Annotated in this window: 26 protein-coding genes and 1 pseudogene; 15 read left to right on the top strand and 12 right to left on the bottom strand. The window is 74.1% G+C overall.

The annotated features are described in order from the left end of the window. On the top strand, positions 1–321 hold a 321-nt coding region (locus VM242_01695; GenBank protein ID HVM03860.1), incomplete at its 5' end, for a hypothetical protein. A gap of 107 nt (positions 322–428) precedes the next feature. Here VM242_01695 and VM242_01700 read toward each other — a convergent pair. The 5 genes and pseudogenes from VM242_01700 to VM242_01720 all read right to left on the bottom strand — a co-directional run bounded on the left by VM242_01700 (position 429) and on the right by VM242_01720 (position 5,038). Next, positions 429–1,715, bottom strand: coding sequence for an MMPL family transporter (locus VM242_01700; protein HVM03861.1), 1,287 nt, complete (start codon positions 1,713–1,715; stop codon positions 429–431). Positions 1,716–1,785: 70 nt separating this feature from the next. Beyond that, positions 1,786–2,808, bottom strand: a pseudogene (locus tag VM242_01705) (MMPL family transporter). A 190-nt stretch (positions 2,809–2,998) separates the two neighbouring features. Beyond that, positions 2,999–4,222, bottom strand: coding sequence for a hypothetical protein (locus VM242_01710; GenBank protein HVM03862.1), 1,224 nt, complete (start codon positions 4,220–4,222; stop codon positions 2,999–3,001). Next, entirely contained in the window at positions 4,219–4,389 is a 171-nt protein-coding gene (locus VM242_01715; GenBank protein HVM03863.1) for a hypothetical protein, read from the bottom strand. Before VM242_01715 ends, VM242_01710 begins: the two co-directional genes overlap by 4 nt. Before the next feature lie 175 nt (positions 4,390–4,564). Then, complete coding sequence (locus tag VM242_01720; protein ID HVM03864.1) at positions 4,565–5,038, bottom strand: ATP-binding protein; 474 nt, start codon at positions 5,036–5,038, stop codon at positions 4,565–4,567. A gap of 114 nt (positions 5,039–5,152) precedes the next feature. Here VM242_01720 and VM242_01725 point away from each other — a divergent pair, with 114 nt between their 5' ends. Together VM242_01725 and VM242_01730 are read left to right on the top strand one after the other, a co-directional pair. After that, positions 5,153–5,533: a hypothetical protein gene (locus VM242_01725; protein HVM03865.1), complete on the top strand. Its 381-nt coding sequence runs from the start codon at positions 5,153–5,155 to the stop codon at positions 5,531–5,533. A 147-nt stretch (positions 5,534–5,680) separates the two neighbouring features. Beyond that, positions 5,681–5,947 carry a zf-TFIIB domain-containing protein gene (locus VM242_01730; GenBank protein HVM03866.1) on the top strand — a complete coding sequence of 89 codons (267 nt, stop codon included), beginning with the start codon at positions 5,681–5,683 and terminating at the stop codon, positions 5,945–5,947. Between the two features lie 39 nt (positions 5,948–5,986). Here VM242_01730 and VM242_01735 read toward each other — a convergent pair whose 3' ends face one another. The 4 genes from VM242_01735 to VM242_01750 form a co-directional block, all read right to left on the bottom strand. Next, the gene (locus VM242_01735; protein ID HVM03867.1) at positions 5,987–6,322 is read right to left on the bottom strand and encodes a hypothetical protein; all 336 of its coding nucleotides are present in this window, start codon (positions 6,320–6,322) and stop codon (positions 5,987–5,989) included. Beyond that, positions 6,322–6,600: a DUF4242 domain-containing protein gene (locus tag VM242_01740; GenBank protein HVM03868.1), complete on the bottom strand. Its 279-nt coding sequence runs from the start codon at positions 6,598–6,600 to the stop codon at positions 6,322–6,324. The genes VM242_01735 and VM242_01740 overlap by 1 nt, the downstream gene beginning before the upstream one ends. Before the next feature lie 72 nt (positions 6,601–6,672). After that, positions 6,673–9,816, bottom strand: a complete 3,144-nt coding sequence (locus tag VM242_01745; GenBank protein HVM03869.1) for an AAA family ATPase — start codon at positions 9,814–9,816, stop codon at positions 6,673–6,675. Positions 9,817–9,862: 46 nt separating this feature from the next. Next, entirely contained in the window at positions 9,863–10,078 is a 216-nt protein-coding gene (locus tag VM242_01750) for a hypothetical protein (GenBank protein HVM03870.1), read from the bottom strand. Between the two features lie 118 nt (positions 10,079–10,196). Between VM242_01750 and VM242_01755 the strand changes: the two genes are divergently transcribed. Continuing rightward, positions 10,197–10,964 carry an alpha/beta fold hydrolase gene (locus tag VM242_01755; protein HVM03871.1) on the top strand — a complete coding sequence of 256 codons (768 nt, stop codon included), beginning with the start codon at positions 10,197–10,199 and terminating at the stop codon, positions 10,962–10,964. A gap of 65 nt (positions 10,965–11,029) precedes the next feature. Then, positions 11,030–11,401 (top strand): hypothetical protein, encoded by a 372-nt coding sequence (locus tag VM242_01760; GenBank protein HVM03872.1) that lies wholly within the window; start codon positions 11,030–11,032, stop codon positions 11,399–11,401. Here VM242_01760 and soxR read toward each other — a convergent pair. Then, positions 11,383–11,817, bottom strand: a complete 435-nt coding sequence (gene soxR / locus VM242_01765) for a redox-sensitive transcriptional activator SoxR (GenBank protein ID HVM03873.1) — start codon at positions 11,815–11,817, stop codon at positions 11,383–11,385. The genes VM242_01760 and soxR overlap by 19 nt on opposite strands. A 99-nt stretch (positions 11,818–11,916) precedes the next feature. Between soxR and VM242_01770 the strand changes: the two genes are divergently transcribed. Further along, entirely contained in the window at positions 11,917–13,845 is a 1,929-nt protein-coding gene (locus VM242_01770; protein HVM03874.1) for an ABC transporter ATP-binding protein, read from the top strand. Positions 13,846–13,858: 13 nt separating this feature from the next. On the opposite strand, the gene VM242_01775 is transcribed toward VM242_01770, so the two are convergent. Continuing rightward, a complete protein-coding gene (locus VM242_01775) occupies positions 13,859–14,278 on the bottom strand; it encodes a hypothetical protein (protein ID HVM03875.1) in 420 nt (139 codons plus the stop codon). Positions 14,279–14,392: 114 nt separating this feature from the next. On the opposite strand from VM242_01775, the gene VM242_01780 reads away from it, so the two are divergent. Further along, complete coding sequence (locus VM242_01780; GenBank protein HVM03876.1) at positions 14,393–15,013, top strand: hypothetical protein; 621 nt, start codon at positions 14,393–14,395, stop codon at positions 15,011–15,013. A 224-nt stretch (positions 15,014–15,237) separates the two neighbouring features. On the opposite strand, the gene VM242_01785 is transcribed toward VM242_01780, so the two are convergent. Continuing rightward, the gene (locus VM242_01785; GenBank protein ID HVM03877.1) at positions 15,238–17,118 is read right to left on the bottom strand and encodes a nickel-dependent hydrogenase large subunit; all 1,881 of its coding nucleotides are present in this window, start codon (positions 17,116–17,118) and stop codon (positions 15,238–15,240) included. Positions 17,119–17,244: 126 nt separating this feature from the next. Here VM242_01785 and VM242_01790 point away from each other — a divergent pair, with 126 nt between their 5' ends. The 8 genes from VM242_01790 to urtA all read left to right on the top strand — a co-directional run bounded on the left by VM242_01790 (position 17,245) and on the right by urtA (position 24,336). Then, positions 17,245–18,387: a helix-turn-helix domain-containing protein gene (locus VM242_01790; GenBank protein HVM03878.1), complete on the top strand. Its 1,143-nt coding sequence runs from the start codon at positions 17,245–17,247 to the stop codon at positions 18,385–18,387. 138 nt (positions 18,388–18,525) lie between these two features. Continuing rightward, complete coding sequence (locus VM242_01795) at positions 18,526–18,828, top strand: urease subunit gamma (protein HVM03879.1); 303 nt, start codon at positions 18,526–18,528, stop codon at positions 18,826–18,828. Then, positions 18,828–19,148, top strand: coding sequence for an urease subunit beta (locus VM242_01800; GenBank protein ID HVM03880.1), 321 nt, complete (start codon positions 18,828–18,830; stop codon positions 19,146–19,148). Before VM242_01795 ends, VM242_01800 begins: the two co-directional genes overlap by 1 nt. Positions 19,149–19,150: 2 nt before the next feature. Beyond that, positions 19,151–20,854 (top strand): urease subunit alpha, encoded by a 1,704-nt coding sequence (locus tag VM242_01805; GenBank protein HVM03881.1) that lies wholly within the window; start codon positions 19,151–19,153, stop codon positions 20,852–20,854. 3 nt (positions 20,855–20,857) lie between these two features. After that, positions 20,858–21,502: an urease accessory UreF family protein gene (locus tag VM242_01810; protein ID HVM03882.1), complete on the top strand. Its 645-nt coding sequence runs from the start codon at positions 20,858–20,860 to the stop codon at positions 21,500–21,502. A gap of 19 nt (positions 21,503–21,521) precedes the next feature. Further along, positions 21,522–22,184 carry an urease accessory protein UreG gene (gene ureG / locus VM242_01815; protein HVM03883.1) on the top strand — a complete coding sequence of 221 codons (663 nt, stop codon included), beginning with the start codon at positions 21,522–21,524 and terminating at the stop codon, positions 22,182–22,184. Next, a complete protein-coding gene (locus VM242_01820; GenBank protein HVM03884.1) occupies positions 22,163–23,011 on the top strand; it encodes an urease accessory protein UreD in 849 nt (282 codons plus the stop codon). The genes ureG and VM242_01820 overlap by 22 nt, the downstream gene beginning before the upstream one ends. 32 nt (positions 23,012–23,043) lie before the next feature. Beyond that, a complete protein-coding gene (urtA, locus tag VM242_01825; protein HVM03885.1) occupies positions 23,044–24,336 on the top strand; it encodes an urea ABC transporter substrate-binding protein in 1,293 nt (430 codons plus the stop codon). Positions 24,337–24,359: the final 23 nt, after the last annotated feature.

Below are 24,359 nucleotides of genomic sequence, written 5' to 3' on the forward strand. Positions count from 1 at the left end.
ACGGCCAACGCGTCGGTCAAGGCCGGCGGCGACATCGTCAAGGCCGTCGACACCCAGATCACCACCGCCCGCGGCGTGGTGGCGACCCAGGGCGACGCCGTGCTGTCGGCGCTGACCCAGGTGCGCACCAACCTGCCCGCCACCATCACCGCTTCGGTGAGCGGCGGCGGCGAGACGACGGCCGGCCCGGCCGTCCCCTCGACGAGCACCGGCGTGTCGGCCACCGGCTCGGCCAGCGGCTCGGCGTCGACCGCGCCGGCCTCGGCCAACCTGGTGGGCTCGGCCACGGGCTCGGTCAGCGCCCTGCTGGGCGGCAAGTAGCACCCCGCAGCTCACCTCCACCTCCACCTCCACGCACCGACGGCGGCCCCCAGGGGTCGCCGTCGGTGCGCGGGGCGACTCAGGCGGTGGGCCGGCGAGCCCGCCGATCAGCCGACCAGGCACTGCTCCTTGGCCTCGGCTTCGGCGAACCCGTGCTCGGCGTGGCCCTCGACGTCCAGCTTCGGCAGGAGGCGCTCCAGCCCCCGCGGCAGCCACCAGTTCCGATCCCCCAGGAGCTCCATGGTGGCGGGGACGAGGAGCATGCGGACGATGGTGGCGTCGAGGAGGATGGCGGCGGCCAGGCCGGTCCCCATGAGCTTGGTGACCCGGTCCTGCTCGAGGATGAAGCTGCCGAAGACGAAGACCATGATCGCCGCCGCCGCGGTGATGACCTTCGCCGTCGCCGCCAGCCCGTCCGCCACCGACTCCCGGCTGTCGCCGGTGCGGCGCCACTCCTCGCGGACCCGTGAGAGCAGGAACACCTCGTAGTCCATGGACAGGCCGAAGACGATGGCGAACAGCATCATCGGCGCCCACGGCTCGATGGGCGCCGGCTCCACGCCGGTGACGTCGCTCAGCCAGCCCCACTGGAACAGCGCCACGACGATCCCGTAGGCGGCGCTGACCGACAGCACGTTCATGATCACCGCCTTGAGTGGGACCAGCAGCGACCGGAACACCAGCATGAGGAGGAGGAACGACAGGCCCAGCACGGCGGCGAACAGGTACGGCATCCGGTCGGACAGGTACTGGGAGAAGTCGACGTTGACCGCCTGGGTACCGGTGACCTGGACGTCGACCCCCGCCGCTCTCTCGGCCGGGAGCAGCACCTCGTCGCGCAGCCGCTTGACCAGGTCGGTCGTCGCCTCGTCCTGCGGTCCGGTCGTGGGGATCAGGTTCCACAACACGGCCGTGGGGTTCTCGGAGTCGTCGGGCTGGGCCGGGGAGACGAACACCACGCCGGGATCGGCGGCGGCCGCCTCGTCGATGGCGTCCAGGTCCGCCAGGTCCACACCGTCGGGCACCCGGGCCACGAGCAGGAGTGGCCCGTTGAAGCCGGGCCCGAAGCCCTGCACCAGCAGGTCGTAGGCCTTCCTGGTGGTGGTGTCCTCGGCGTAGTTGCTCTCGTCGGAGAAGCCGAGCCGCAGGCCCAGCACGGGGAGGGCGAGCACGAGGAGGGCCACCGCGCCGGCGACGGCGGCGCTCCACGGGCGGCGCTGGATGAACCGGCTCCACTTGTAGGCGGTGGTCTCCCGCACGGGCTTGCGCCGGTGGTGGATCTCCTTCCTCAGCGGGGCGAAGAAGAAGCCGGCGACGAAGACCACCACCGCCAGCGGGAAAGCGATCGTCAGCGGGGTGAACTTGAGACCGACGCCGGCCAGGGCGACCGCCACCAGGCCGGCGGCGACGAGCCCCCCGCCAGCGGGTCAGCTCGATGCGCTCGCCGGCGAAGCCGAGCAGGGCCGGGAGAAGCGTCAGGGAGGCGCAGATGGTCACGAACACCACCGACGCGGCGCCGACGGCCAGGCCGGTCACGAAGCTCACGCCCATGATCAGCAGGCCGAGGAGGGAGATGACCACGGTCGTCCCGGCGAAGAGCACCGACCGCCCGGCGGTGTCGAGGGCGATGGCGACCGACTCCGGCACCGGGTGCCCCAGGTGGAGCTGCTCGCGGTACCGCGTGGCGATGAGCAGGGCGTAGTCGATCCCGACCCCGAGCCCGATCATGACCCCGAGGAAGGTGGCGAAGTCGGGGATCGAGACGAGGTGGCTGGCCAGCGAGATCAGCATCGACCCGAGGCCGATGCCGAAGAGGGCGACCCCCACGGGGAGCCCCATGGCCAGCACCGAGCCGAAGGCGAGGATCAGGATCACCATGGCGAAGGCCACGCCCAGGACCTCGGACGACGGCTCGTTGAACCCGGCGAAGATGAACCCGCCGGTCTCGACCAGGAGGCCCTCGATGTCCGGCGCGCCCTCCCGGATCTCCTCGCCGATCTCGGACGCCCGTTGGAACTCCACGTCCTCGGGGAACTCGATGGTGGCGAAGGCGATCTTCCCGGCGTGCGGGCCCTCGGACGCGATCTGCCGCTCGCCCCCCTCGGCATACGGGCTCTGGACGCGTTCGACTTCCTCGATCGCCGCCACCCGGTCGAACACGGCCTCCATGGCGGAGCGGACGGCCGGGTCCTCCACCCCCTGCTCGGCCCGGAACACGATGGTGCCCGACTGGCCCGTGCCCTGGCCGCCGAAGGACTCGTCGAGGATGTCGAACCCGTCCTTCGACTCGACGTCGGGCAGGTTGAAGTCGTCCCGGAAGGCGTTCCCGACGGCGCCCGACAGCGCGCCGCCGAACACCAGGACGGCGATCCACGCGGCGAGGACGACCCGGCGCCGGTCGTGGCAGCGGGCCCCGAGCCGGGCGAAGCGAGAGGTGCGCAACGCGTTGCCGGGCTGGAGCCCGGTCGAAGGACGATCCTCGGTCATGCGGCCCTCCTTGTCGGCGCGCCGCTACGACGACTCGGCATGGCGGAAGTCATCGGTCCGGGGCAGAGGCGCACGATGGTACGTAGTCCGGGCCGCTACACCGGACCATTTCCGATCGAGTCCCCACCCGGGCCGGCCGGGGGCCCCCGGCGAGGGACGGCCGAGGCGCAGTGCCCGGCGGCGGCGGCGCTCAGCTCGCCCGCCGGAGGCGGGCGACAACGTCACCGAGGATCGCCACCGCCTCCTCCAGCTGGGCGTCGGACAGGTAGGGGGCGGGGCCGAGGCGCACGACGTCGCCCCGGCTGTCGCACGAGACGCCGCCCGCCCCCAACCCCCGCCGGAGCTCGCCGGCGTGGGGTGACCGCAGGGCCACGAAGCCGCCGAGGGAGCCGGGCGGCGCCTCCCGGTCCCGGGTGATCACGCCGTCGGGCAGGCCCAGGCCGTCGAAGGCCGTGCGCACCACGCCCGTCTGGTGCAACGAGACGCGGCGCAGGAACGCCGGCGTGAGGCCCCGGGCCGCGAAGAACTCGAACACGGCCGCCGCCCGGTAGTGGCTGGCCGGGTCGTAGGTGGCGCCGGCGAAGCGGGTGGCGGGCGGCCCGTAGCCGACGATCTCGGGACGGGCGCCGTCGTACCGGTCGTCGATCTCGGCGAACCATCCGGTGATCGCCGGCCGCATGTCGGCGCCGGCCGGCGGGATGCGCAGGAAGGCGTTCCCCTCGCCCAGCTGGAGGTACTTGTAGCCGCCGCCCGTGACCCACGCGCCGGCCAGGCCGAGGTCGTGGACGGGGAACGGCACGGCGCCGAGGGCGTGGTAGGCGTCGACCAGCAGCTCGGCACCGACCTGTTCGCACCGCCCGGCCAGCCCCGCGAGGTGGGGCACGATCCGGGCCGACGAGAACAGCACGGCCGACACGGCGACCAGGGCGGTGCGGCCGTCGGCCTCCACCGCCAGCCGCTCGGAGAGCGTGCCGACGGGCTCGGCCGGCACCCGGACCACTTCGAGCCCCTCCTCGGCCAGCCGCGCCAGCTGGCGGCGGAGCGAGTGGAACTCGGCGTCGGTGGTCACCACCCGCGGCCGCCGGCGCAGGTCGAGGGACGACAGGAGCTTGACGACGAGGTCGTGGGTGTTGGGGCCGAGGGCGATCTCGCCGCCGGGGTCGCCCAGCACCGCGCGGTACCCCTCGCGCACACGCTCGGCCATCGCCTCGGCCCGCTCCCACTTGCCGTCCGCCGCCTCGGCGGCGTCGGCGAAGCACCTCAGCAGCCCGGCCTCGGCCACGTCGGGCCACGCCTGGTGCGAATGGCCGGTGAGGAGGAGCCGCTTGCCCACCCGGAAGCGGGAGTAGTGGGGCGCCAGGGCGTTCGGCGTGGCCCGCAGGTCGTCGAGCGCCGGAGGAGGGGCGGGTGTCACAGCCGGTTGCGGACGGCCCGCAGGCCGGGGAACACGGGGCGGAACAGCATCGAACGCAGGTACGCCACGCCCGCCGAGCCGTCCGTCCCCGGGCATTTCACGATCGTGCGCTCGGCCATCAGGTACCGGGCGTCGGTGGCGGAGGGATGTTCGTCGTCCGTCCGCACAGGATGCCACCCCGCCACGGAGCCCGGATCGGCGCGGCGGCGGGGTGGCCACCGCCGATGTCAGGACGCCAGCAGCTCGGCGAGACGCAGTAGCTCCCGGCGGGCGGCGCCTCGAACTCGCGGGTGATGAGTCCGACCGATCGGTTCAGAAAGAGGCGCCGGTACCGACGCCGGGTCAGGCCGAGACGAACAGGCCGTCGGCCGAGGGGTCGACGACGCCCGGGGGCTGCCAACGGCCGCCCAGGCGTGACCGCGACGACCTAGCGCCGGCCCGGAGGTCCCGACGGCGCAGGGTCGCCCACACCACCTTGCCGCCGTCGTCGGCGTCGACCCCCCACGCCTCGGCCACCGAGGTCACCAGCGCCAGGCCGCGACCGGACGTGGCGAAGCGCGGTGGCGTCGTCGGCACGGGGCAGCGGGGGTTGTCGTCGTGGACCTCGACGCGCACGGTGTCGGCGCCGATGCCGAGCTGGACGAGGAGGTCCGTCCGGGCATGCTGGACGGCGTTGGTGACCAGCTCGTGGGCGACGAGCGTCACCATCCAGGCCGTGTCCCCGGTGACGCCGCCGTCGTTCAGGGCGCCCTGGACGAAGCGCCGGGCGCGCCATGCGCTGTCCAGGTCCGGAGGAAGGCTGAGAACGGCGTCCATCAACAGGCGTCGGGACCGTCGTCCCGTGCGCGCCACGTACCCCGGCCGCGAACGGGACAAACCGCCCCGGGCGCCGGGTCTCGCCGCCGTTCGCGGGTCGCTAGTGTCGGCCCGATGGGGCCCGAGGACGCCCGTCGCTACGCCCGGCTGCTCTCCTACGGGCGCATCGCCCTCGGCGTGACGGCGCTGGTCGCGCCCCGTCTCCCGTCGCTGCCGTGGCTGGGCGACGCCGAGTCTCGCCGTTCCTCCGTCCAGCTCCTCGCCCGGTCGCTCGGGGCGCGGGACGTGGCGCTCGGGCTCGGCCCGGTGCTGGCGCTGCGCCATGAGGCCCCGGCCCGGGGCTGGATGGAGGCGGGCGGGCTGGCCGACGCCGGCGACCTGGTGGGCACCCTCGTCGCCTGGCGGACGCTCCCGCGCCGGACCCGCCTCGTCATGCTCGGGGTCATCTCGTCGTCGATGGTCGCCTCCCGCGTCCTGGCGACGTCGCTTCACTGACGGACGACCGGCGGTGATCCGGACAGCCGCCCACCACCCGGTAGGTTGGGCGACCGGCCGCGCCCGTGCGGCGGACCCGCCGCCGCCCTCACGGCCGGCGCACGGTGCGTCGCCACCGGCCGGGCCCCGACCTGCGAGGAGGCAACCGTGAACTGTCCCGTCGACGGCGCCACGCTGGAGATGAGCGAGCGCCAGGGTGTCGAGATCGACTACTGCCCGAACTGTCGGGGTGTGTGGCTCGACCGCGGGGAGCTCGACAAGATCATCGAGCGGTCGGAGTCCTGGTCGCCGCCGCCCGAGCCGCGGCGGGACCGCGACGACGACCGTCACGAGCCGCGACGCGACGACCGCTCGGCCGTCCCCTACAAGAAGAAGAAGCGGTCCTCGTTCCTGAGCGAGCTCTTCGAGGACTGACTGACGGCAGCCGCCGCGGCCGCCGCGGCCGCCCGGACGTCAGCCGCCGCCCGGGTGCATGCCGGGCGACCGCGACTGGTCGAGGCAGAACGACGCCCCGGGCGCGAACCCGTTCGGGAAGTGGAACCCCGGCCCCGGCCCGCCGGGCACGGCGGCACCCGATCCTCCGGCCGCCGAGCCCACCTGGCCCGCCGGCGGCCAGGAGGAGAGGTGGCCCCCGGTGACGTAGTCGCCCACGATGTGCTGGCCGTGGACGGCGATCCCGAGGGTGGTTGCGCACGTCGGCGCCGCCCCCGACGGCGTCGCCCCTGCCCCGACGGCGACCAGGCCGGCGACGATGCCGGCGGCCACGCCGGCACCGACCCGTCGGCGCATCACGCCACCTCGGCGGTGGTGGGGTCGATGACCCGGCGGACGCGGCGGACCTTGTCGGCCGGGAAGCCGCCGCCGCGAGCGTGCTCGAGGACGGCGCCCTCGTCGTCGGCGACGTAGACGCAGTGGATCCCGTCGTCGGTCACGTAGCTGTGCAGCCACTGGACCCGCGGGGCCAAGCCGGCCAGGACCTCGTTGGACTTCTGGGCGATGGCCCGGACCTCGTCGTCGCTGAACTGCCCGGCGCCCGGGATGCTGCGCTCGATAAGGAACTTCGGCATGGCGGATCCTCCTCGTCCCGCCGGGCCCAGGTGGCGCCGGCGTCGAGGACGACCGTACGAACCGGCCCTTCCTCAAACCTTCCCGGCCGACAGCTCGGAGGAAGCCAGCCGGCAACGGCCGGCGTCGAGGCGCTGGCCCCACCGGTCGAAGCCCTCGGCCGCCTGCTGGAGCAGCCGCGCCGCACCAGCCGCATCGCCGCTCGAGCGAGCCACGGCGGCCCTGGCCTCGTCGAGGGCTGCTCTCCAGCCGCCGCGGGGGTAGAAGGCGGCGACCACGCGCTCGCTGCGCGCCAGGTAACCGGCGGCGCGCTCCACCTCCCCGGCCGCCGCGCAGGCGATGGCCGCCGGGACGCTGAGGTTGACCGAGCACGGCGGGCACGTCTCCAGCGGCCCGCGGAGGTCCCGGTCCGCCTCCTCCACGGCGTCGACGGCGGCGCTGGCGTCGCGTGCGGCCCGGATCGCCGTGCCGTGGATCCGATCGAGGAGGTGGCGGGTCCCCACCGGCGACCCCCGGGCCGCCACGAAGGCCTCGTCGAGCGCCGCCCGGGCGCCGTCCTCGTCGCCGGCCGCCAGCAGGGCCTCGGCCAGCCGCTGGAGAGTGAGCGCCTCGCCGCACAGGACCCCCACCGTCCGGTGCCGGGCCACGGCGGTGCGCAGGTGCCCGGTCGCCACCGCCACGTCGCCCCGCAGGAGGTGGGCCTCCCCGAGGAGCGTGGCCGCGAACGCCTCGGCCCTCGCCGCCCCGGCCTCGCCAGCTCGCCGGGCCAGGTCGGTGGCGAAGGCGATGACGTCCTCGTACGGCGCGCCGCCGTAGAGGTACGACTCGGCCACGCAGAGATGGGCGTCGATGACGACCGTGGCCAGGTCGGGGCGAAGGGTCGAGTCGAGCAGGTCGAGCGACGCCCGCTGCGGCCAGGTGCCCCGCTCGTGGGCGACCATGGCGGTCAGCATGGTGGCGTCGACGAAGTCGCGGAGGTCGCCTGTCTCGACCGCCAGCGCCCGCGCCTCCCGCCCCGCCTCGTCGGCGTCGTCGAGCCGGCCGGCGCACCACCAGGCCAGGCCTCGGGCGACCAGAAGCTGGACGCGGTCGGCCGGGTCGACGTCGTCCACGCCGGCCAGCGTCTCCAGGGCGGCGGGGATGTCGCCGGCGACGACGAGCGTCTTGGCCCGCCGGATGGCGAGCGACCGGCGGGCCGGCGGCTCGGCCACGGCCATCGCCACGGCGTAGGCGGCGGGGGCGCCGGGGTCGCCGACGGTGGCGAGCGCGTCGGCCCGCCAAGCCAACAGCTCCGGGTCGCGAGGTGCCACGGCCAGGCCGCGGTCGGCGAGGGTGACGGCGTCCGCCTGGGCCCCGACGGCGAAGGCGTCCACGACGGCCCGCCGCAGCCAGGGCAGGGCGTCGGTGCCCCGACCGGCGGCGAGGAGGTGGTGGGCCACCCGGGCGGCGGGGGCACCCAGGCCGGCCAGCCGCTCGGCGGCGGCCAGCTGGGCCTCTGTCACCTGGGCGGGCGGGACGTCTCGGCACAGCTCCTCGCGGACGAGGTCGTGCCGGAAGCGGTACGACGACCCGCGGCGGGCGACGACGCCGGCGTCGGTGGCCGCCACCAGGTCGTCGAGCGCCCGGTCCGGCCCCACGCCGGCCAGGGCGGCGAACTCGTCGGCCGTGAGCTCCTCGGCCACCAGGGCGACGCGTCGCAGGGCCCGCTCGGTGTGGGTGGGCAGCCGTCGCATGCGGGCGGCGATGGCGGCGCCGACCCCGCCCGCCGGAGCGGCGGCCACGGCGTCGGTGCTGGTGGCCACCTCGAGGGCGAGGAAGGGGTTCCCACCGCTCAGATCCCACACCAGGTCGAGCTCGTCCCGTGAGGGAACGCCGTCGCGGACGCCGGTGACGATGTCGTCGATCTCCGGCCGTCGCAGGGGCCCCAGGTGGATGCCGACGGCCACGCCGCCGCCGACCAGCGCATCGCGCAGGTCGCGCACCGGCGGCGGAGGGCCGGGCCGCAGGCCGGCGACGACGAGCAGGCCCCGCGGGAACGGCGCGCCGGCGAGGAGGTGGAGCAGCTCGACGGTGGCGTCGTCGGCGTGGTGCAGGTCGTCGACGACGAGGACGCCGTTCGTCGCGTCGGCGGCGGCCAGCAGATGCGTGACCAGATGGAGCACCGCCTGGCGATGGACGGGGACCGACGGCGCGGCTGCGGCCGTGCCGTCGAGGCGGGCGAGCAGGGAGCGCTCGGCGTCACCGAGGGCCCGGCCCAGGTCCGGCCGTTGGAGCAGCAGGCCGCCCACCGCCTCGGTGAGCGGGGCGTAGGGCAGCGACCGGGTCGACTCCCGGGCGGCTGCTCGGAGCACCAACCACCCGTCGGCGGCGGCCTGGTCGGCCAGCTCCTCGCAGAGCCGGGTCTTGCCGATGCCGGCCGGGCCCTCGACCAGGACCGCCGCCGGCCGGCCCTCGCGCGCCCGGCGCAGGGCGGCGCCGGCGCGCACGAGCTCGATCTCCCGTCCCACCAGACCGGGACGGACGGCGCCCGTGGCGGCCGTGCCGAGGATCTCCCGGTAGAGCCCCGTCGTCTCGGCCGACGGGGCGAGGCCCAGCTCGCGAGCGAGTGCGGTCCGCACGCGCTGGTACTGGCGGATGGCGGCGTGGACCCGACCGGCCGCCAGGTGCTCGCGCATCAGCGCCCGGTGGGCCGCCTCGTCGGTCGGCTCGGTGTCCACCACGTCGGCCCACCGCCCGGCGGTCCGGAGGAGGTCGACGTGGAGCCTCCGCAGCCGGTCCCGCTCGACCAGCGTCCACTCCTCGTAGCGATCCTCGGGGAGCAGGTCGCCGCTGTAGCCGGCGGCCGCCTCGGCGCAGGCGGCGGCGTCGCCGGACCGCAGGGCCGCCTCGGCCGAGGCCGAGAACCGCTCGGCGTCGACGTCGACGGCGGCGCCCGGGCACAGCACGACGGCTCCGCCCCGGAGGACGACGAAGTCCCTGGACCCGGTCGCCCGTCGCGCCAGCGACGCCGCCTTGTGGAGGTTGGCGCGCGCCGCCCGGGGGTCGAGGTCGGGCCACAGGCTGTCCATGGCCTGTTCGGGCGTCAGCCGGTGACCGGGCGCCAGCGCCAGGAGAGCGACGAGCTGGCGCGACCGCCGGGACCTCCACGCGTCGGCGGGAACGGCCACGCCGTCGACGTCCACCTCGAACCCGCCGAGCATCCGCACCCGCACGTGCACGCGGAGAGTGTGGCACCCGCGACGATCCGGGGGGTCGCCGTCGCCGCTACGGGCCCGGGTCGGAGGGCGGCGGCGTCCGAGCGACGCCGTCGTCCGCTTCCACGTCCTCGGCGTCGAGCTCCACGTACCAGACGTCGGCGCACTCGCGGCAGCGGTAGGTGACGACGTCGCCGACCCGCCACCCGGTCTCGGGTGCGCCGAGCGGCGACCGGTGGCAGGTCCCGCCGCAGTCGACGCACACGATCGTCCCGGGGATGCCCATGGGCGCAGCCTGGCACCTCGGGTCGTGCCCGGGAGCCCTCGCCCGGTAGATTCGCCGCCCTCATGGGTGCGCTGACGAGGAACCACGTCCGCGTCTCCGGCGTCGCGGGCGGTCTCCCATGGTGTTCGCCCATGGGTTCGGGTGCGACCTCCACATGTGGCGGTACGTGGCGCCGGCGTTCGAGCCGGACCACCGGGTCGTCCTCTTCGACCACGTCGGCGCCGGCGGCTCGGACCTCGCCGCGTTCGATGCCGACCGGTACGCCACCCTCGACGGATACGCCGGAGACGTGTTGGAGATCTGCGCCGAGCTGGGGCTCCAGGACGTGGTGTTCGTCGGCCACTCGGTGAGCGCCATGATCGGCGTGCTGGCCGCCGTCCGGGAGCCCAGCCGCTTCGCCAAGCTGGTGCTGGTCGGCCCGTCGCCCCGGTACGTGGACGACGACGGGCACGTCGGCGGGTTCGGCCGCGCCGACATCGACGAGCTGCTGGACTCCCTCGACAGCAACTACCTCGGGTGGTCGCGGGCCATGGCGCCGGTGATCATGGGGCGGCCCGACCGCCCCGTGGCCGCCGCCTACCGCCCCGCCGGCGCCGGCGACGAGGTCGGCGGGGACTTCTACGACGTCTTCGGGACACGCGGTGGTGCGTGGGTGGTGGTGCTGGGTGACGTCGGCGGGAAGGGAGCCGAGGCGGCCGCTGTGACGGCCCTCGCCCGCTACCCGCTCCGGGCGACCGCCATCGGCGACGCGGCGCCGGCACGGGTCCTGGAGGATCGCGCCGACGAGGTGGCACGGGCCGTCGTCGACGAGGTCGTGGTGTTCCAGGAGGGCGTCCCCCGGGACGACATCGCGCTCGTCGTCGTCGGCGTGCCGCCGGCGCGCTGACGGGCCGACTCCCGGCGGGTGCTCGGCACCGGGCGACGCCGTACCGGCCGCGCCACCATGGAGGCGTGGACGCCATCAGCTTCACCGCCGGGATCACGTACAACGACGGGCGGGTCGTGACGGTCGACGTCACCGGCATCGACGCCGCCGGCATCTCGTACCGGTCGGAGGCGGGCGACGGCACGGTGCCGTGGAGCGAGGTCAAGGCGGCGATGCTGGCCACCACCGACCACATGCTGGAGACGGGCGGCTCGATGCTCGCCATGGCCGAGGTGCTGCGGGACACCGGCGACCCGGGCCAGCGCTCCGAGGAGATGCGCCGGTTCGGCCTCGACGTGCTCGGGCAGGCCGCGCCACGGGTCTGCCCGCTGGGCGACGGGTGCGGGCTCCGCGCCGGGACCGGCCCGGGCGACGGTCCTCAGCCGCCGAGGAGGTAGCGCGGGCCGGGACCCGCCTCGCCGGCCACGTCGCCCGGGTTTGCCAGCTTGCACAGCGACAGCGACAGGCAGCCGCACCCGATGCAGCCGTCGAGGCGGTCCCGGAGGCGCTCGAGGGTGGCGATGCGCTCGTCCAGGCGGGGCCGCCACGACGCCGACAGCCTCTCCCAGTCCCGCCGGTCGGGCGTACGCCCCTCGGGGAGCGACGACAGCGCGTCCCGGATCTCTGGGAGCGACAAACCGACCTGCTGGGCGATCCGGACGAACGACACGCGGCGGATTGTGTCGCGCCGGTACCGGCGCTGGCCACCGGCGGTACGGCTCGAGGAGATCAGCCTCTCGGCCTCGTAGAAGCGCAGCGCCGAAGGGGCGACGCCCGTCCGCTCGCTCAGGGCCCCGATGGTCAGGTCGTCCACGCTCGCTCCCGTCGCAGGAAATCCGCTTGACTTCAAGTCAACTTTAACCAGCAGACTGCGTCCGGGCGGGAATCCGTGAACGCCCGGGAGGACGTCGCGATGGACATGGGGTTCAGCCAGTGGATGGCGCTGGAGAGCGCGATGCAGGGCGCCCAGCCGCGGCGGACCGTCACCAGGGCGACCCTGCGCCGGATCTGGGCGTTCGCCAAGCCCCACCGGCGCAAGCTGGCCGCCTTCCTCGCCCTCAGCGTGGTGGCGGCCGTCCTCACCGTCGCGAGCCCGGTGCTGGCCGGGCGGGTGGTCGACAAGATCATCGAGGGCCGCGGGGCGGACACCGTGGTCGGTCTGGCCCTGGTCATCGCCCTGCTGGCGGTGCTGGACGCCGCCGTGGGGATCGCCGAGCGCTGGCAGTCGTCCCGCATAGGCGAGGGGCTCATCCTCGACCTGCGCCGCGCCGTGTTCGCCCACGTGCAGCGCATGCCGGTGGCGTTCTTCACCCGGACTCGCACCGGTGCGCTCGTGAGCCGCCTGAACAACGACGTGATCGGCGCCCAGCGGGCGTTCACCTGGACGCTGTCGGGCGTCGTGACCAACGTCATCGGGCTGCTGCTCACCCTCGGGGTGATGCTGCGCCTGTCGTGGCAGATCACGGCCCTGGCCATGCTCCTGTTCCCGGTCTTCGTGGTGCCCGCCCGCCGCATGGGCGGCCGGCTGGCGCGGATGGAGCGCGAGGCGGCCGACCACAACGCGGCGATGACGACGCAGATGACCGAGCGCTTCTCGGCGCCGGGGGCGACGCTGGTCAAGCTGTTCGGCCGGCCGGACCACGAGGAGGCGCAGTTCGGCGAGCGGGCCGGGCGGGTGGCCGAGATCGGCGTGCGCACCGCCATGGGCCAGTGGATCTTCCTCACCGCGCTGTCGATGGTGTCGGCCCTCGCCCTCGCCCTCGTCTACGGCCTGGGCGGGTGGATGGCGCTGCGGGGCGACCTCGAGCCCGGCACCGTCGTCACCCTGGCCCTCCTGCTCACCCGCCTCTACGGGCCGCTCACGGCGCTGGCCAGCGCCCGGGTGGACGCCATGTCGGCCCTGGTCAGCTTCGAGCGGGTCTTCGAGGTGCTCGACCTGCCGCCCCTGATCACCGAGAAGGCCGACGCCGTGGGCGTCCCCGACGGTCCCGTGTCCGTCGAGTTCGAGGGCGTGCGCTTCGCCTACCCGTCGGCCGACAAGGTCTCGTTGGCGTCGCTGGAGGAGGTGGCGGCCCTCGACACCTCCACCGGCGCCGAGGTGCTCCACGGCGTGTCGTTCCGCGTCGAGCCCGGGCAGCTGGTGGCCCTCGTCGGGTCGTCGGGGAGCGGCAAGTCCACCATCGCCGCCCTGGCCGCCCGGTTGTACGACGTCGACGCGGGCGCCGTCCGCCTGTCCGGCGTCGACGTGCGGGACCTGACGTTCCGGTCGATCCGCGAGACCCTGGGCGTCGTCACCCAGGACGGCCACCTGTTCCACGACACCATCCGCGAGAACCTCCGTTTCGCCCGCCCGGACGCCACCGAGGACGCGCTGTGGGACGCCCTGCGGCGGGCCCGGCTGGCCGACCTCGTAAGGTCCCTCCCCGACGGGCTCGACACGCTCGTGGGCGAGCGGGGCTACCGCCTCTCCGGCGGTGAGCGGCAGAGGCTGACGATCGCCCGCCTCCTGCTCGCCCGCCCGCGCGTGGTCATCCTCGACGAGGCGACGGCCCACCTCGACTCGACGTCCGAGGCGGCCGTCCAGGCCGCCCTGGGCGACGCCCTGGAGGGGCGCACCGCCGTCGTCATCGCCCATCGCCTTTCCACCATCCGCGAGGCGGACCTCATCCTGGTGGTGGAGGACGGTCGGGTGGTCGAGCGCGGGACGCACGCCGAGCTGCTGGTGGCCGGCGGCCGGTACGCCGAGCTCCACCGCACGCAGTTCGACCAGCCGCGGCCCGGCGAGGGGCCCGCCGACGACGCCCCGGCGGGCGCGACCGTCGCCCCGCTGGCCGCCTCGTAGGAACGGCGGGCGCTCAGGCGCTGACCGGTTCGGCCACCAGGTGGGTGATGGGGATGGCGAAGCGCCGTTCGGCGCGGTGGGGGAGGTCCTGGTGCAGCCAGCGCGACGCCCCCGGGGGCAGCGTCACCAGGAGGATCTCGTCGAACGGCGGCTGGTCGCGGAGGGCGTCGGCGATGGCGTCGAGGGGACGGGCGTCGCCCACCTCGCCGTCCACGTCGGCGCCCAGCTCGCGGAGCCGCTCGAGGGCGGACTCCAACCGCCGGGCGGCGAGGGCCCGGTCGCGCCCCTCGGTCCACGTGAGGTGGTCGTGCGTGTGCGTCGCGGGGACCACCACGTGGAACCGGCAGGGACCGGCGGCCAGGCACGACCGGACCTTGTCGGCCAACGCCTCGCTGGACAGCGTCTGGTTCGAGACCACGAGGTAACGGCGCATTGCCTCACCCCTTCCTTCGTGCTCTGAGGCCAGGGTACGACCGCCGGCCGTTCTGCGATAGGGCCGGTGTGCGTCCCCGTGGCCCCGGCGCCTCCCGCCGGGGCAGCATGGGGCATGACCCGCCGCCGACCCGGGGCCACCGCCGCCGGGGTGGCCGTGGCCGCCGTGCTCGCCGCCTGCTCGTCGGGCGGCGAGGGCGACCCCGCCGCCTCGCCTCCGACCGCGGCGACCACCACCACCACCACCGTCGCACCGCCTCCGTCGTCGTCATCGCCAGCGACGGCCGGGTACCGGCTGGAGCTGCGCGGGTTCGGGCCCGTGCGGGTGGGCATGACGGTCCAGGAGGCGGGCGCCGCCCTGGGCACCAGGCTGGCCCCGGTGATCGAGCCACCCGACGAGGAGTGCGCGACCTACGGGCCCGAGTCGGGGTTCGACGGCGTCGGATTCCTCGTGGCGCGAGGCGTCGTCGCCCGCACCGACGTGACCGCCGGGTCGACGCAGACGCCGGAAGGGGTGGCCATCGGGCAGTCGGAGGACGAGGCCCAGCGCCGGTACGGAGGGCGCCTGGCGGTGGGCGACCACGACTACCTCGTGGGCGGGCGTTACCTCACCCTCATCCCGACGGCGCCGGCCGACGAGGGCTTCCGCCTGGTCATCGAGACCGACGGGCGCAAGGTGACGGCGCTGCGCGCCGGCCGCCTGCCCGAGGTGGAGTACTCCGAGGGCTGCCTGTAGGCGTCCCCCGGACGCGGCGAGCTCCCCGTCGGCAAGGACGGGGAGCTGGCCGAAGACCACAGGAAGGGCGGATTCGGCCTCCGCCCTCCCTGGCGCACGTCCCGGGGAGCAGGACGTGGTGGGTAGCCGCCGCCCGGCACCGAAGCGCCGAGGCGAGGGCTCCATCGGGTGGCCGCCGAGGCGGCCGGTCGTTCGTCTGCCGCTGTTCTCGGCAGGGCGTTCGGCTACTCGAGCGTGCACCCGCAGGAGTTCACCTCACGGGTGATGATCCCCCGGCCGGTGTCCATGTGCGTGGTGCACGGCATGCAGGGGTCGAAGCTGCGGATGGCCCGCAGGACGTCGAGGCCCTTGACCTGCTCGTCGGGCACGCTCTCGAGGAGCGGGGTGTCGATGATGGCCTGCTCGTAGGGGCCGAGGCCGCCGAACGGGTCGCGGGGCGAGGCGTTGAGCGTCGACGGGGTAGTGATCTGGTAGTTGACGATCTTGCCCTTGTCCATGTGCATGTGGTGGGCCAGCCAGCCGCGGCCGGCCTCCCAGAACCCCATGGCGATGCGCTCATCCTTGGGCACCTTGTACGGCGTGTGGACCTTGGTCTCGCCCCGCCGCCAGTACTCGAGGGCCTTCAGCATGCAGTTCATGCCGATGGCGGCGGTGAAGGCCATGGAGTAGGCCCGGGCCCGGTTGCGCTCGACGGCGTTGATGACCCGGGGCACCTTCCAGAACAGCTCCTCCTCCGGGAGGCCGTGGCGGGGCATCACGATGCGCAGGCCGTCGCCGGTCGACTCGAAGAAGGGGTTGTCCACGGTGTTGTTGGCGAGAGCCGTCGACCACAGCTGGCCGTAGGCGCCCGTCTCGATGGTGCGCCGGTCCCAGCGGGGGGCGGTGTCCCAGGTGTACTTGCCGCGGAAGTCGGTGGCCGTGGGCTTGGGGATGGTGGTCTTGTTCCACGGGTGGTACGGGGAGATGGGGTTGCCCAGGGGGTCGGTGCGGAAGCGCGGGCCGCCCGAGCGGGTCCAGTCCTCGTAGAACGAGTGGTCGATGAACTCCTCGAAGCCCATGTTGATCTGGGTGATGTTGGTGGTGACCTGCTTGCCCTCGATGATCACGCACGGCTTCGACCACCGCTGGTTGCCCCAGGTGTCGATGTTCTGGAACGTCGCGTCGTAGTACTCCGAGTTGTCCCAGATGCCGGTCTGGGCGAGGTTGCACTCGCGCTGGCCGACCTGCTCGTACGCCGGGTTGGCCTCCAGGAAGAAGTCGATCAGGTCGTCCCAGATGCGGCAGATGACCTTGGCGAAGTCGAAGATCTTGCCCAGCTGGGTGTAGTACTCGTTGAACGACGACGTGGAGATCGTGGTGGTCACGCCGCCGGGGGCGAGGGTCGACGGGTGCGGGTACTTGCCGTACATCAGCATGCACATGATGCGGCCCACCCGCGTCCACTCCAGGGCCTCCAGGTAGATCTGGCCCGTGAGCGGGTTGAGGGCGTCCATGATGTCCTTGATGGTGCGGTACCCGTGCACGTCGCCGTGGGGCGACAGGGTGCGCTCGGCCCGGGTGACCAGCTCGGGGTTGGTGACCGACACCAGCGCCGTCGAGTAGTCGGGGCCGGCCAGCAGGCCGAGGTGCAGCGGGCGGTCGTAGAACATCTCGCCGACCTCGCCCAGGTTGCGGACCTCGGTGCCGAGGGGCGGCGGGGCGGCGCCGAAGGCCATGTCGAGGCACTGCGAGGAGACGGTGGCGTGCACGCCGCCGCACACGCCGCAGGCCCGGGAGCTGATGTCGATGGCGTCCCGGGGGTCGCGGCCCTGGAGGATCAGCTCGTAGCCGCGGAACAGCATGGCCCGGGAGTGGGCCTCGACGGCGACGCGGTTCTCCAGGTCGAGCACGCAGTGGACGGCGAGGGCGCCGGCCACGCGGGTCATGGGGTCGATGTTCCAGTCCCGCAGGCGGGGCGGGGCGGCCAGCTGGGCACCGGGGCCCTCCTGGCGGCGCACGTAGCCCTTGGGCCTGGCCGGCGACACCGCGTAGGGGTCCCCCGCCCCCTCGCGCAGCGTGGCCTTCCCGTCCTGGTCGAACTCGATCGGTAGGTTCTTGAAGCACATCGGCTGTCGTCTCCTGGACGCGGTGTCGGCCGCTGGGTGCCGGCGATCGGTGGGTGCAGTCTGCACACACCCTGTTACGTCTGGTAAAGCTTCAGTAAGCGGCGCTAATGGGCAGGAAGGCGGTCGATGTCGCTACCCGACGGTCGTGTAAGCAGCGGTGTCGCCGACCTCGACACCGTGCTGGGCGGCGTCATCCCCGGCGACAACGTCGTGTGGGTGGCCGACGACCCGGTCGTCGCCACCCGCCTGGAGGACTCCTTCCTGGCATCGGCCGGGAGGGCGGGCCTTCCCAGGGCGTACGTGACGACGTCGACCCGCCCCGACCTCGTGGCCGGGCGGGTCGGTCCCGGCGTCCTCGTCCTCGACGCCCGGCCGCGGCAGTCGCATGCGGCGGCGGACGTGCTGGAGCAGGCGCTGATGGAGGTGTGCGCAGCCCCGGTACCGGCGTGCGTCGTCATCGACGGGCTGGACGCCCTGGCCCGCCGCTGGGGGCCGCAGCGGGGGCTGGCGTTCTTCAGCCGGGTGTGCCCCCGGATGTTCGACGCCGGGGCGATCGCCTACTGGCGCGCGCCGAGGCGTGATCTGGGCGCCCCCTTCGTCGACCAGGTCCAGAAGGTCACGCAGTGCGTGCTCGAGGTGGGCCGGGGGTGGCTGCGCATCGTGAAGGCGGAGGGCCGTCCCTCCACCGTCCAGGGCCTCCAGCTCGGCCTGTCGGTGGACGACGAAGGCGTACACCTCGACCACGAGCGGGCCGTCGGGCGGCTGGGCCGGGGGCTGGAGCTGGTGCGCAGGCAGCGCAGCCTGAGCCAGGCCGATCTCGCCCGGCTGGCCGGCGTGACGGCCAGCGCCATCTCGCAGGCCGAGGCGGGCCGCCGCGGCCTGTCGCTCGACACCCTGCTCACGCTCTCCGAGCGGCTCGGGGTCACGATCGACGAGCTGCTGGGCGGCGTCGGCGGCCCCGGGTACATGCTGGCGCGGCGGGACCGGACGAGGAGCGGCGGACCGCACGCCGCCCTGCTGGACGACCCGGGCACCGGCCTGCGTGCGTACCTGGTGACGCTCGCCGCCGGGGAGTCGGGCACGCCCCACGTCAGGCACCGCGGGGCCGAGATGGTCCTGGTGGCCGGCGGGCTCGTGCAGGTGCGGGTGGCGGACGACACGCCGGTGATGCGGGCGGGCGACGCCCTGGTCGCGACCGACGCGGCGATCGGCGGGTGGCGGAACCTCACCATGGAGCCGGCCCGCCTGTTCTGGGTGCTGCGGGACTGACGTCGGCACCGGTGGTGTGCTCCGACCGCCGTAACACCCGGTTGTGGTCGGGGAAACACGATGGAAACAGCACGTCGTTAGCTTCCGTTCGTCTGCGGCCCCATCCGGGTGCCGCTCCGCGGAAGGAGGCACGCGCCGGTGAGGCTCACGCCGACCGACGTCGACAAGCTGCTCGTGTCGGTGGCGGCCATGGTCGCCCGCGAGCGGCGGGGTCGCGGGCTGAAGCTCAACGTCCCGGAGGCGACGGCCGTTCTCTCCTCGTTCGTCCTGGAGGGCGCCCGCGATGGTCGGTCCGTGGCGGACCTCATGGCGGAGGGCCGCCACGTGCTCGGCCCCGACGACGTGATGGAGGGCGTGGGCGAGATGCTCCACGAGGTGCAGGTCGAGGCCACGTTCCCCGACGGCACCAAGCTGGTGACCATCCACCGGCCCATCTCCTGATGGTCCCGGGCGAGCTGGCGGCTGCCGGTGGGGAGGTCGAGGTCAACCCCGGCCGGGAGCGGCGGGCGCTGGTCGTCGAGAACACCGGCGACCGGCCCGTGCAGGTGGGGTCGCACTTCCACTTCGCCGACGTGAACGCCGCCCTGGCGTTCGACCGCGAGGCGGCGTTCGGCTTCCGGCTGGACGTCCCCGCCGGCACGGGCGTGCGGTTCGAGCCGGGCGTGTCGCGCGACGTCGCCCTCGTCGCCCTGGGAGGGACGGCCACCGTTCCCGGGCTCCAGCTCCGTGCCGGTGGGACCGGCGCCGGCGGGGACGGCTGAGCGTGCGCATCTCGCGGCAGCGCTACGCCGAGCTGTACGGCCCCACCGTGGGCGACCGGGTGCGCCTGGCCGACACCGACGTGTGGATCAGCCCCACCGAGGACCGCTGCACGCCGGCCGGCCCCGGCGACGAGACGGTGTTCGGCGGCGGCAAGGTCGTGCGGGAGTCGATGGGCCAGGCGCTGGCGTCCGCCGTCGACCTGGTGATCACCAGCGTGGTCGTCCTCGACCACTGGGGCGTCGTCAAGGCCGACGTGGGGGTCAAGGACGGCCGCATCGTCGCCCTCGGCAAGGCCGGGAACCCCGACGTGATGGACGGGGTGACGCCCGAGCTGGTGGTCGGGCCCGAGACCGAGGTGCTGGCGGGGGAGGGCCGCATCCTCACCGCCGGGACCGTCGACTGCCACGTCCACCTCATCTGCCCGCAGGTGGTCGAGGTGGCGCTGGCCGCCGGCACGACCACGGTGGTCGGCGGGGGCACGGGCCCGGCCGAGGGGACCAAGGCGACCACCGTCACGCCCGGTGCGTGGTACCTGGCGCGCATGCTCGAGGCCCTCGACGCCTATCCGGTCAACGTGGCCCTGCTGGGCAAGGGCAACACCGTGTCGCAGGATGCGCTCACCTCGCAGGCCCGGGCGGGGGCGGCCGGCTTCAAGCTGCACGAGGACTGGGGAACGACGCCGGCCGCCATCGATGCGTGCCTGACGGCAGCCGACCGTCTCGGCGTGCAGGTCGCCATCCACACCGACACCCTCAACGAGGCGGGGTTCGTGGGCGACACCCTCGCCGCCATCGGCGGTCGGGGCATCCACGCCTACCACACCGAGGGTGCGGGAGGCGGTCACGCGCCCGACATCATCACGGTGGCGTCGCACCCCAACGTGCTGCCGTCGTCGACCAACCCCACCCGGCCGCACACGGTCAACACCATCGACGAGCACCTCGACATGCTCATGGTCTGCCACCACCTCAACCCCAGGGTCGCCGAGGACATCGCCTTCGCCGAGAGCCGCATCCGACCGTCCACCATCGCCGCCGAGGACGTGCTCCACGACCTGGGCGCCATCTCCATGATCGGCTCCGACTCCCAGGCCATGGGCCGCGTCGGCGAGGTGGTCATGCGTACCTGGCAGACGGCCCACGTCATGAAGGCCCGGCGCGGCCCGCTCGCCGGTGAGCCGGTGGCGGGCGCCGACAACCTGCGGGCCCGGCGCTACGTGGCCAAGTACACGATGTGCCCGGCGGTGGCCCACGGCCTGGACGGCGAGGTCGGCTCGGTGGAGCCGGGCAAGCTGGCCGACCTCGTGCTCTGGGACCCCGCCTGGTTCGGCGTGCGCCCCCATGCGGTCGTGAAGGGCGGCATGATCGCGTGGGCGGCCATGGGCGACGCCAACGCGTCCATCCCCACGCCCCAACCGGTCATGGCCCGGCCCATGTTCGGAGCGACGGTGGCGGGGGCGCTGTCGGTGTCGTGGGTGGCGCCCGCCGCCCTCGACGACGGCCTTCCCGACCGCCTCCGGGTCACCCGCCGCCTGCTGCCGGTCGGCGACACACGCCGTCGTGGCAAGGCCGACCTGCCCGAGAACACCGCCATTCCGCACATCGAGGTCGACCCGTCGACCTTCACCGTCCGCGTCGACGGCGAGGTGGTCGAGCCCCACCCCGCTGAGGTGCTGCCGCTGGCGCAGCGCTACGCCCTGTTCTGAGCCGTGACGACCGCCACCCTCCTCCTGCTCGGCGACGGCCGCTTCCCGGGCGGCGGCTCGGCGCACTCGGGCGGCCTGGAGGCCGCCGTGGCTTCTGGCCGGGTGACGGATCTCGACGGTGTCGAGCGGTTCCTGGCGGGCCGCCTGGCCACCACCGGTCTGACCGACGCCTGGCTGGCGGCGTCGACGTGCGCCGGCGGCGACCCCGAGGTGCTGGAGGCCGAGTGCGAGGCCCGCTGCCCGTCGCCCGCTCTCCGGGCCGCCGGTCGCGTGCTCGGGCGCGGGCTGCGGCGCGCCGCAGCGGCGTCGTGGCCCGCCCTGGCCGCCGTGCGCGTCGAGCAGCACCCGGTCGTCCTCGGGCTGGTCGCCCGGGAGGCGGGCCTGTCTCCGCCCGACGCCGCCGCCCTCGCCGTGCACGGACTGGTCGCCGGCGCGGTGTCCGCCGCCGTGCGCCTCCTCCCGGTCGACATGGCGGATGCCGCAGCGGTGGCCGCCCGCCTGGCGCCCCTGGCCGACGCCGTGGCGGCCGAGGCCTCCGCAGTGTCGGTCGGTGGCGCCGCCGCCGCCGGCCCGGCGTGGTCGGCGCCCGTCCTCGAGCAGCGGGCCGAGGAGCACGCGGCCTGGGAGGTGCGCCTCTTTGCATCGTGACCACGACCACGACGACGATGTGGCTGCGGGCGGCGGCCCCCCTCCGCGGGCCGGCGGTGCGCCAAACTCGCGCCGGCCGCTGCGCGTCGGCGTCGGCGGTCCGGTGGGTTCGGGCAAGACGGCGCTGGTCGCCGCCCTGTGCCGTGCGATGTCAGGGCGGCGCCAGGTCGCCGTCGTCACCAACGACATCTACACGCGCGAGGACGCCGAGTTCCTCCTGCAAGCCGGCGTCCTCCCGCCCGATCGCATCACCGCCGTGGAGACGGGCTGCTGCCCGCACACCGCCATCCGCGACGACGTGTCCGCCAACCTGGACGCCGTCGAGCGCCTGGCGTCCGACCATCCGCGCCTTGACCTCGTTCTGATCGAGTCGGGCGGCGACAACCTGACCGCCACGTTCAGCCCGGCCCTGGCCGACGTGCAGCTGTTCGTCATCGACGTGGCCGGGGGTGACAAGGTCCCGCGCAAGGGCGGCCCCGGCGTGAGCCGCTCGGACCTGCTGGTGGTGAACAAGACCGACCTGGCGCCGCTGGTCGGGGCCGACCTCGGGGTGATGGCCCGGGACGCGGCCCGCCAGCGGGGAGACCGCCCGACCGTCTTCCTCTCCCTGGTCGACGACCCGGCGGCGACCGAGGTCGTGGCCTTCCTCGAGTCGCGGCTTTGCTCGCCCGTCTCGACGTAGCCGTCGACGGCGACCGCGTCGTCGGGCTGTCGGCCTCGCCACCGCTGGCCGCCAAGGTGCTGGCCGGGATCCACGGTCCCGAACTGCTGCTGGTGGGGGCGGCGGCCAGCCTGGTCGAGGGCGACGAGCTCGCGGTGTCCCTGCGCCTGGGGCCGGGCGCCCGCCTCACCGTGCGCACGGCTGCCGCCACCCTGGCCCACCCCTGCCCCGGGGCCGGCTCCACCACGTTCGACGTCCACGCCGACCTCGGCCCCGGCGCATCCCTGGCCTGGTTGCCCGAGCCCCTGGTGGCGTGCGCCGGGTGTCGCCACGGGGGGAGGGCCCGTGTCCGCCTCGCCGCCGGAGCGGCCGCCGTGTGGTCGGAGACGCTCGTGCTCGGGCGGTGGGGCGAACGCCCCGGCGACGTCGCCGTCCGGCTCGACGTCGACCTCGCCGGCACCCCCCTGCTGCGGGACGGGCTCCGGGCCGGCCCGTCCGCCCCCGCCTGGGACGGCCCCGCCGTCCTCGACGGCACCCGCCACCTCGGGTCGGTCGCGCTGCTCGGGCTGCGGCCCCGGGCCGGACCCGTGCAGCGTCGGACCGTGCTTGCCCTGGCCGGTGAGGGCGCGCTCGTGCGCGCCGCCGGCTCCGACGCGGCGTCGGTGGAGCGCCGGCTCGCCCCGTGGAGGTCGGCCTTCGTGGCCGATCTGGCGACCGTCGTGCCCGCGGGAGGGGACGGCTTTGCCGACGGAAGGAACGGGTCAGGCAATGGTCACCGACCCGCCACACCGGCGTCATGTGAGGGCAATGCGCCGTCTCTACGTTTCGGCGCGTCGCCAAAGGGCTGACGGCACACAGCACCGAAAGACAGGGGAGCGCATTGGGACGACGAGGCATCGCGGCGCGGGCGGGGTGGAGGAGGCTGGCGTGCACGCTGGTCGTCGGGACGCTGGCGCTGGCGGCGTGCGGCGGAAGTGGCGACGACGAGACGGCGACCGGCGGCGGCACCGGGGAGGCGTCCGGAGAGAGCGTGAAGGCCGGGGTGCTGCACTCGCTGAGCGGCACGATGTCGATCAGCGAGGTGGCGGTCAAGAACGCCTCGCTGCTGGCCATCAAGGAGATCAACGCCGCCGGCGGCGTGCTCGGCAGGCAGATCGAGCCCATCGTCGAGGACGGCGAGTCCAAGCCCGAGGTCTTCGCCCAGAAGGTGGAGAAGCTGCTCACCACCGACGACGTCGCCGTGGTGTTCGGCGGGTGGACGTCGGCCAGCCGCAAGGCCATGAAGCCGGTGGTCGAGGGCGCCGAGGGCCTGCTGTTCTACCCGGTCCAGTACGAGGGGCTCGAGGTGTCGCCCAACATCTTCTACACCGGAGCCACGACGAACCAGCAGATCATCCCCGCCCTCGACTACATGAAGGAGCAGGGCCTCATCAACGTCTACCTCGTCGGCTCGGACTACGTGTTCCCGCGTACCGCCAACAAGGAGATCAAGGCGTACGCGGCCGCCAACGGCCTGAACATCCTCGGTGAGGACTACCTCCAGCTGGGCGACACCAACGTCCAGGGCATCGTGCAGAAGGTGCTGGACGCCAAGCCCCAGGTCGTGTTCAACACCCTGAACGGCGACAGCAACGTGTCGTTCTTCAAGGAGCTCAAGGCCAAGGGGAACACGCCGGAGAAGATCCAGACCATCTCGGTGTCGATCGCCGAGGAGGAGGTCGGCGGCGTCGGCGTCGACAACCTGGTCGGCCACCTGGTGGCTTGGAACTACTACCAGACGACCGACGAGCCGATGAACGCCAGGTTCGTCGAGGCGTTCAAGAAGGAGTACGGCGCCGACAAGAACACGGCGGACCCGATCGAGGCCGGGTACAACTCGGTGTACATCTGGAAGGCCGCCGTCGAGAAGGCCCAGACCTTCGACAAGGCGAAGGTCATCGCGGCGGCGGGCGGCATCGAGCTCGACACGCCGGAGGGCAAGCTCACGGTCCACCCGACCAACCACCACGTCTTCAAGACGGCCCGCATCGGCAGGATCAACGCCGAGGGCCTCATCGACGAGGTGTGGAACTCCGGGAAGCCGGTCGAGCCGGACCCGTGCCTCGACACCTACGCCTGGGCGGACGGTCTCGCCACCGGCGAGGCCCGCGCGGAGTGCGACGCCGCCAAGTAGGGAGCGCCGGGGGTCGCCCGCCC

It is taken from the genome of Acidimicrobiales bacterium (assembly GCA_035540975.1).
Lineage (GTDB): Bacteria > Actinomycetota > Acidimicrobiia > Acidimicrobiales.

What these genes read in the sequence shown, in the direction of transcription:
- VM242_01720 (HVM03864.1), bottom strand. Translation starts at nt 5,038, where the DNA reads ATGGACGCCGTTCTCAGCCTTCCTCCGGACCTGGACAGCGCATGGCGC.
- VM242_01725 (HVM03865.1), top strand. Translation starts at nt 5,153, where the DNA reads ATGGGGCCCGAGGACGCCCGTCGCTACGCCCGGCTGCTCTCCTACGGG.
- VM242_01735 (HVM03867.1), bottom strand. Translation starts at nt 6,322, where the DNA reads ATGCGCCGACGGGTCGGTGCCGGCGTGGCCGCCGGCATCGTCGCCGGC.
- VM242_01740 (HVM03868.1), bottom strand. Translation starts at nt 6,600, where the DNA reads ATGCCGAAGTTCCTTATCGAGCGCAGCATCCCGGGCGCCGGGCAGTTC.
- VM242_01750 (HVM03870.1), bottom strand. Translation starts at nt 10,078, where the DNA reads ATGGGCATCCCCGGGACGATCGTGTGCGTCGACTGCGGCGGGACCTGC.
- VM242_01755 (HVM03871.1), top strand. Translation starts at nt 10,197, where the DNA reads ATGGTGTTCGCCCATGGGTTCGGGTGCGACCTCCACATGTGGCGGTAC.
- VM242_01770 (HVM03874.1), top strand. Translation starts at nt 11,917, where the DNA reads ATGGACATGGGGTTCAGCCAGTGGATGGCGCTGGAGAGCGCGATGCAG.
- VM242_01775 (HVM03875.1), bottom strand. Translation starts at nt 14,278, where the DNA reads ATGCGCCGTTACCTCGTGGTCTCGAACCAGACGCTGTCCAGCGAGGCG.
- VM242_01780 (HVM03876.1), top strand. Translation starts at nt 14,393, where the DNA reads ATGACCCGCCGCCGACCCGGGGCCACCGCCGCCGGGGTGGCCGTGGCC.
- VM242_01785 (HVM03877.1), bottom strand. Translation starts at nt 17,118, where the DNA reads ATGTGCTTCAAGAACCTACCGATCGAGTTCGACCAGGACGGGAAGGCC.
- VM242_01790 (HVM03878.1), top strand. Translation starts at nt 17,245, where the DNA reads ATGTCGCTACCCGACGGTCGTGTAAGCAGCGGTGTCGCCGACCTCGAC.
- VM242_01800 (HVM03880.1), top strand. Translation starts at nt 18,828, where the DNA reads ATGGTCCCGGGCGAGCTGGCGGCTGCCGGTGGGGAGGTCGAGGTCAAC.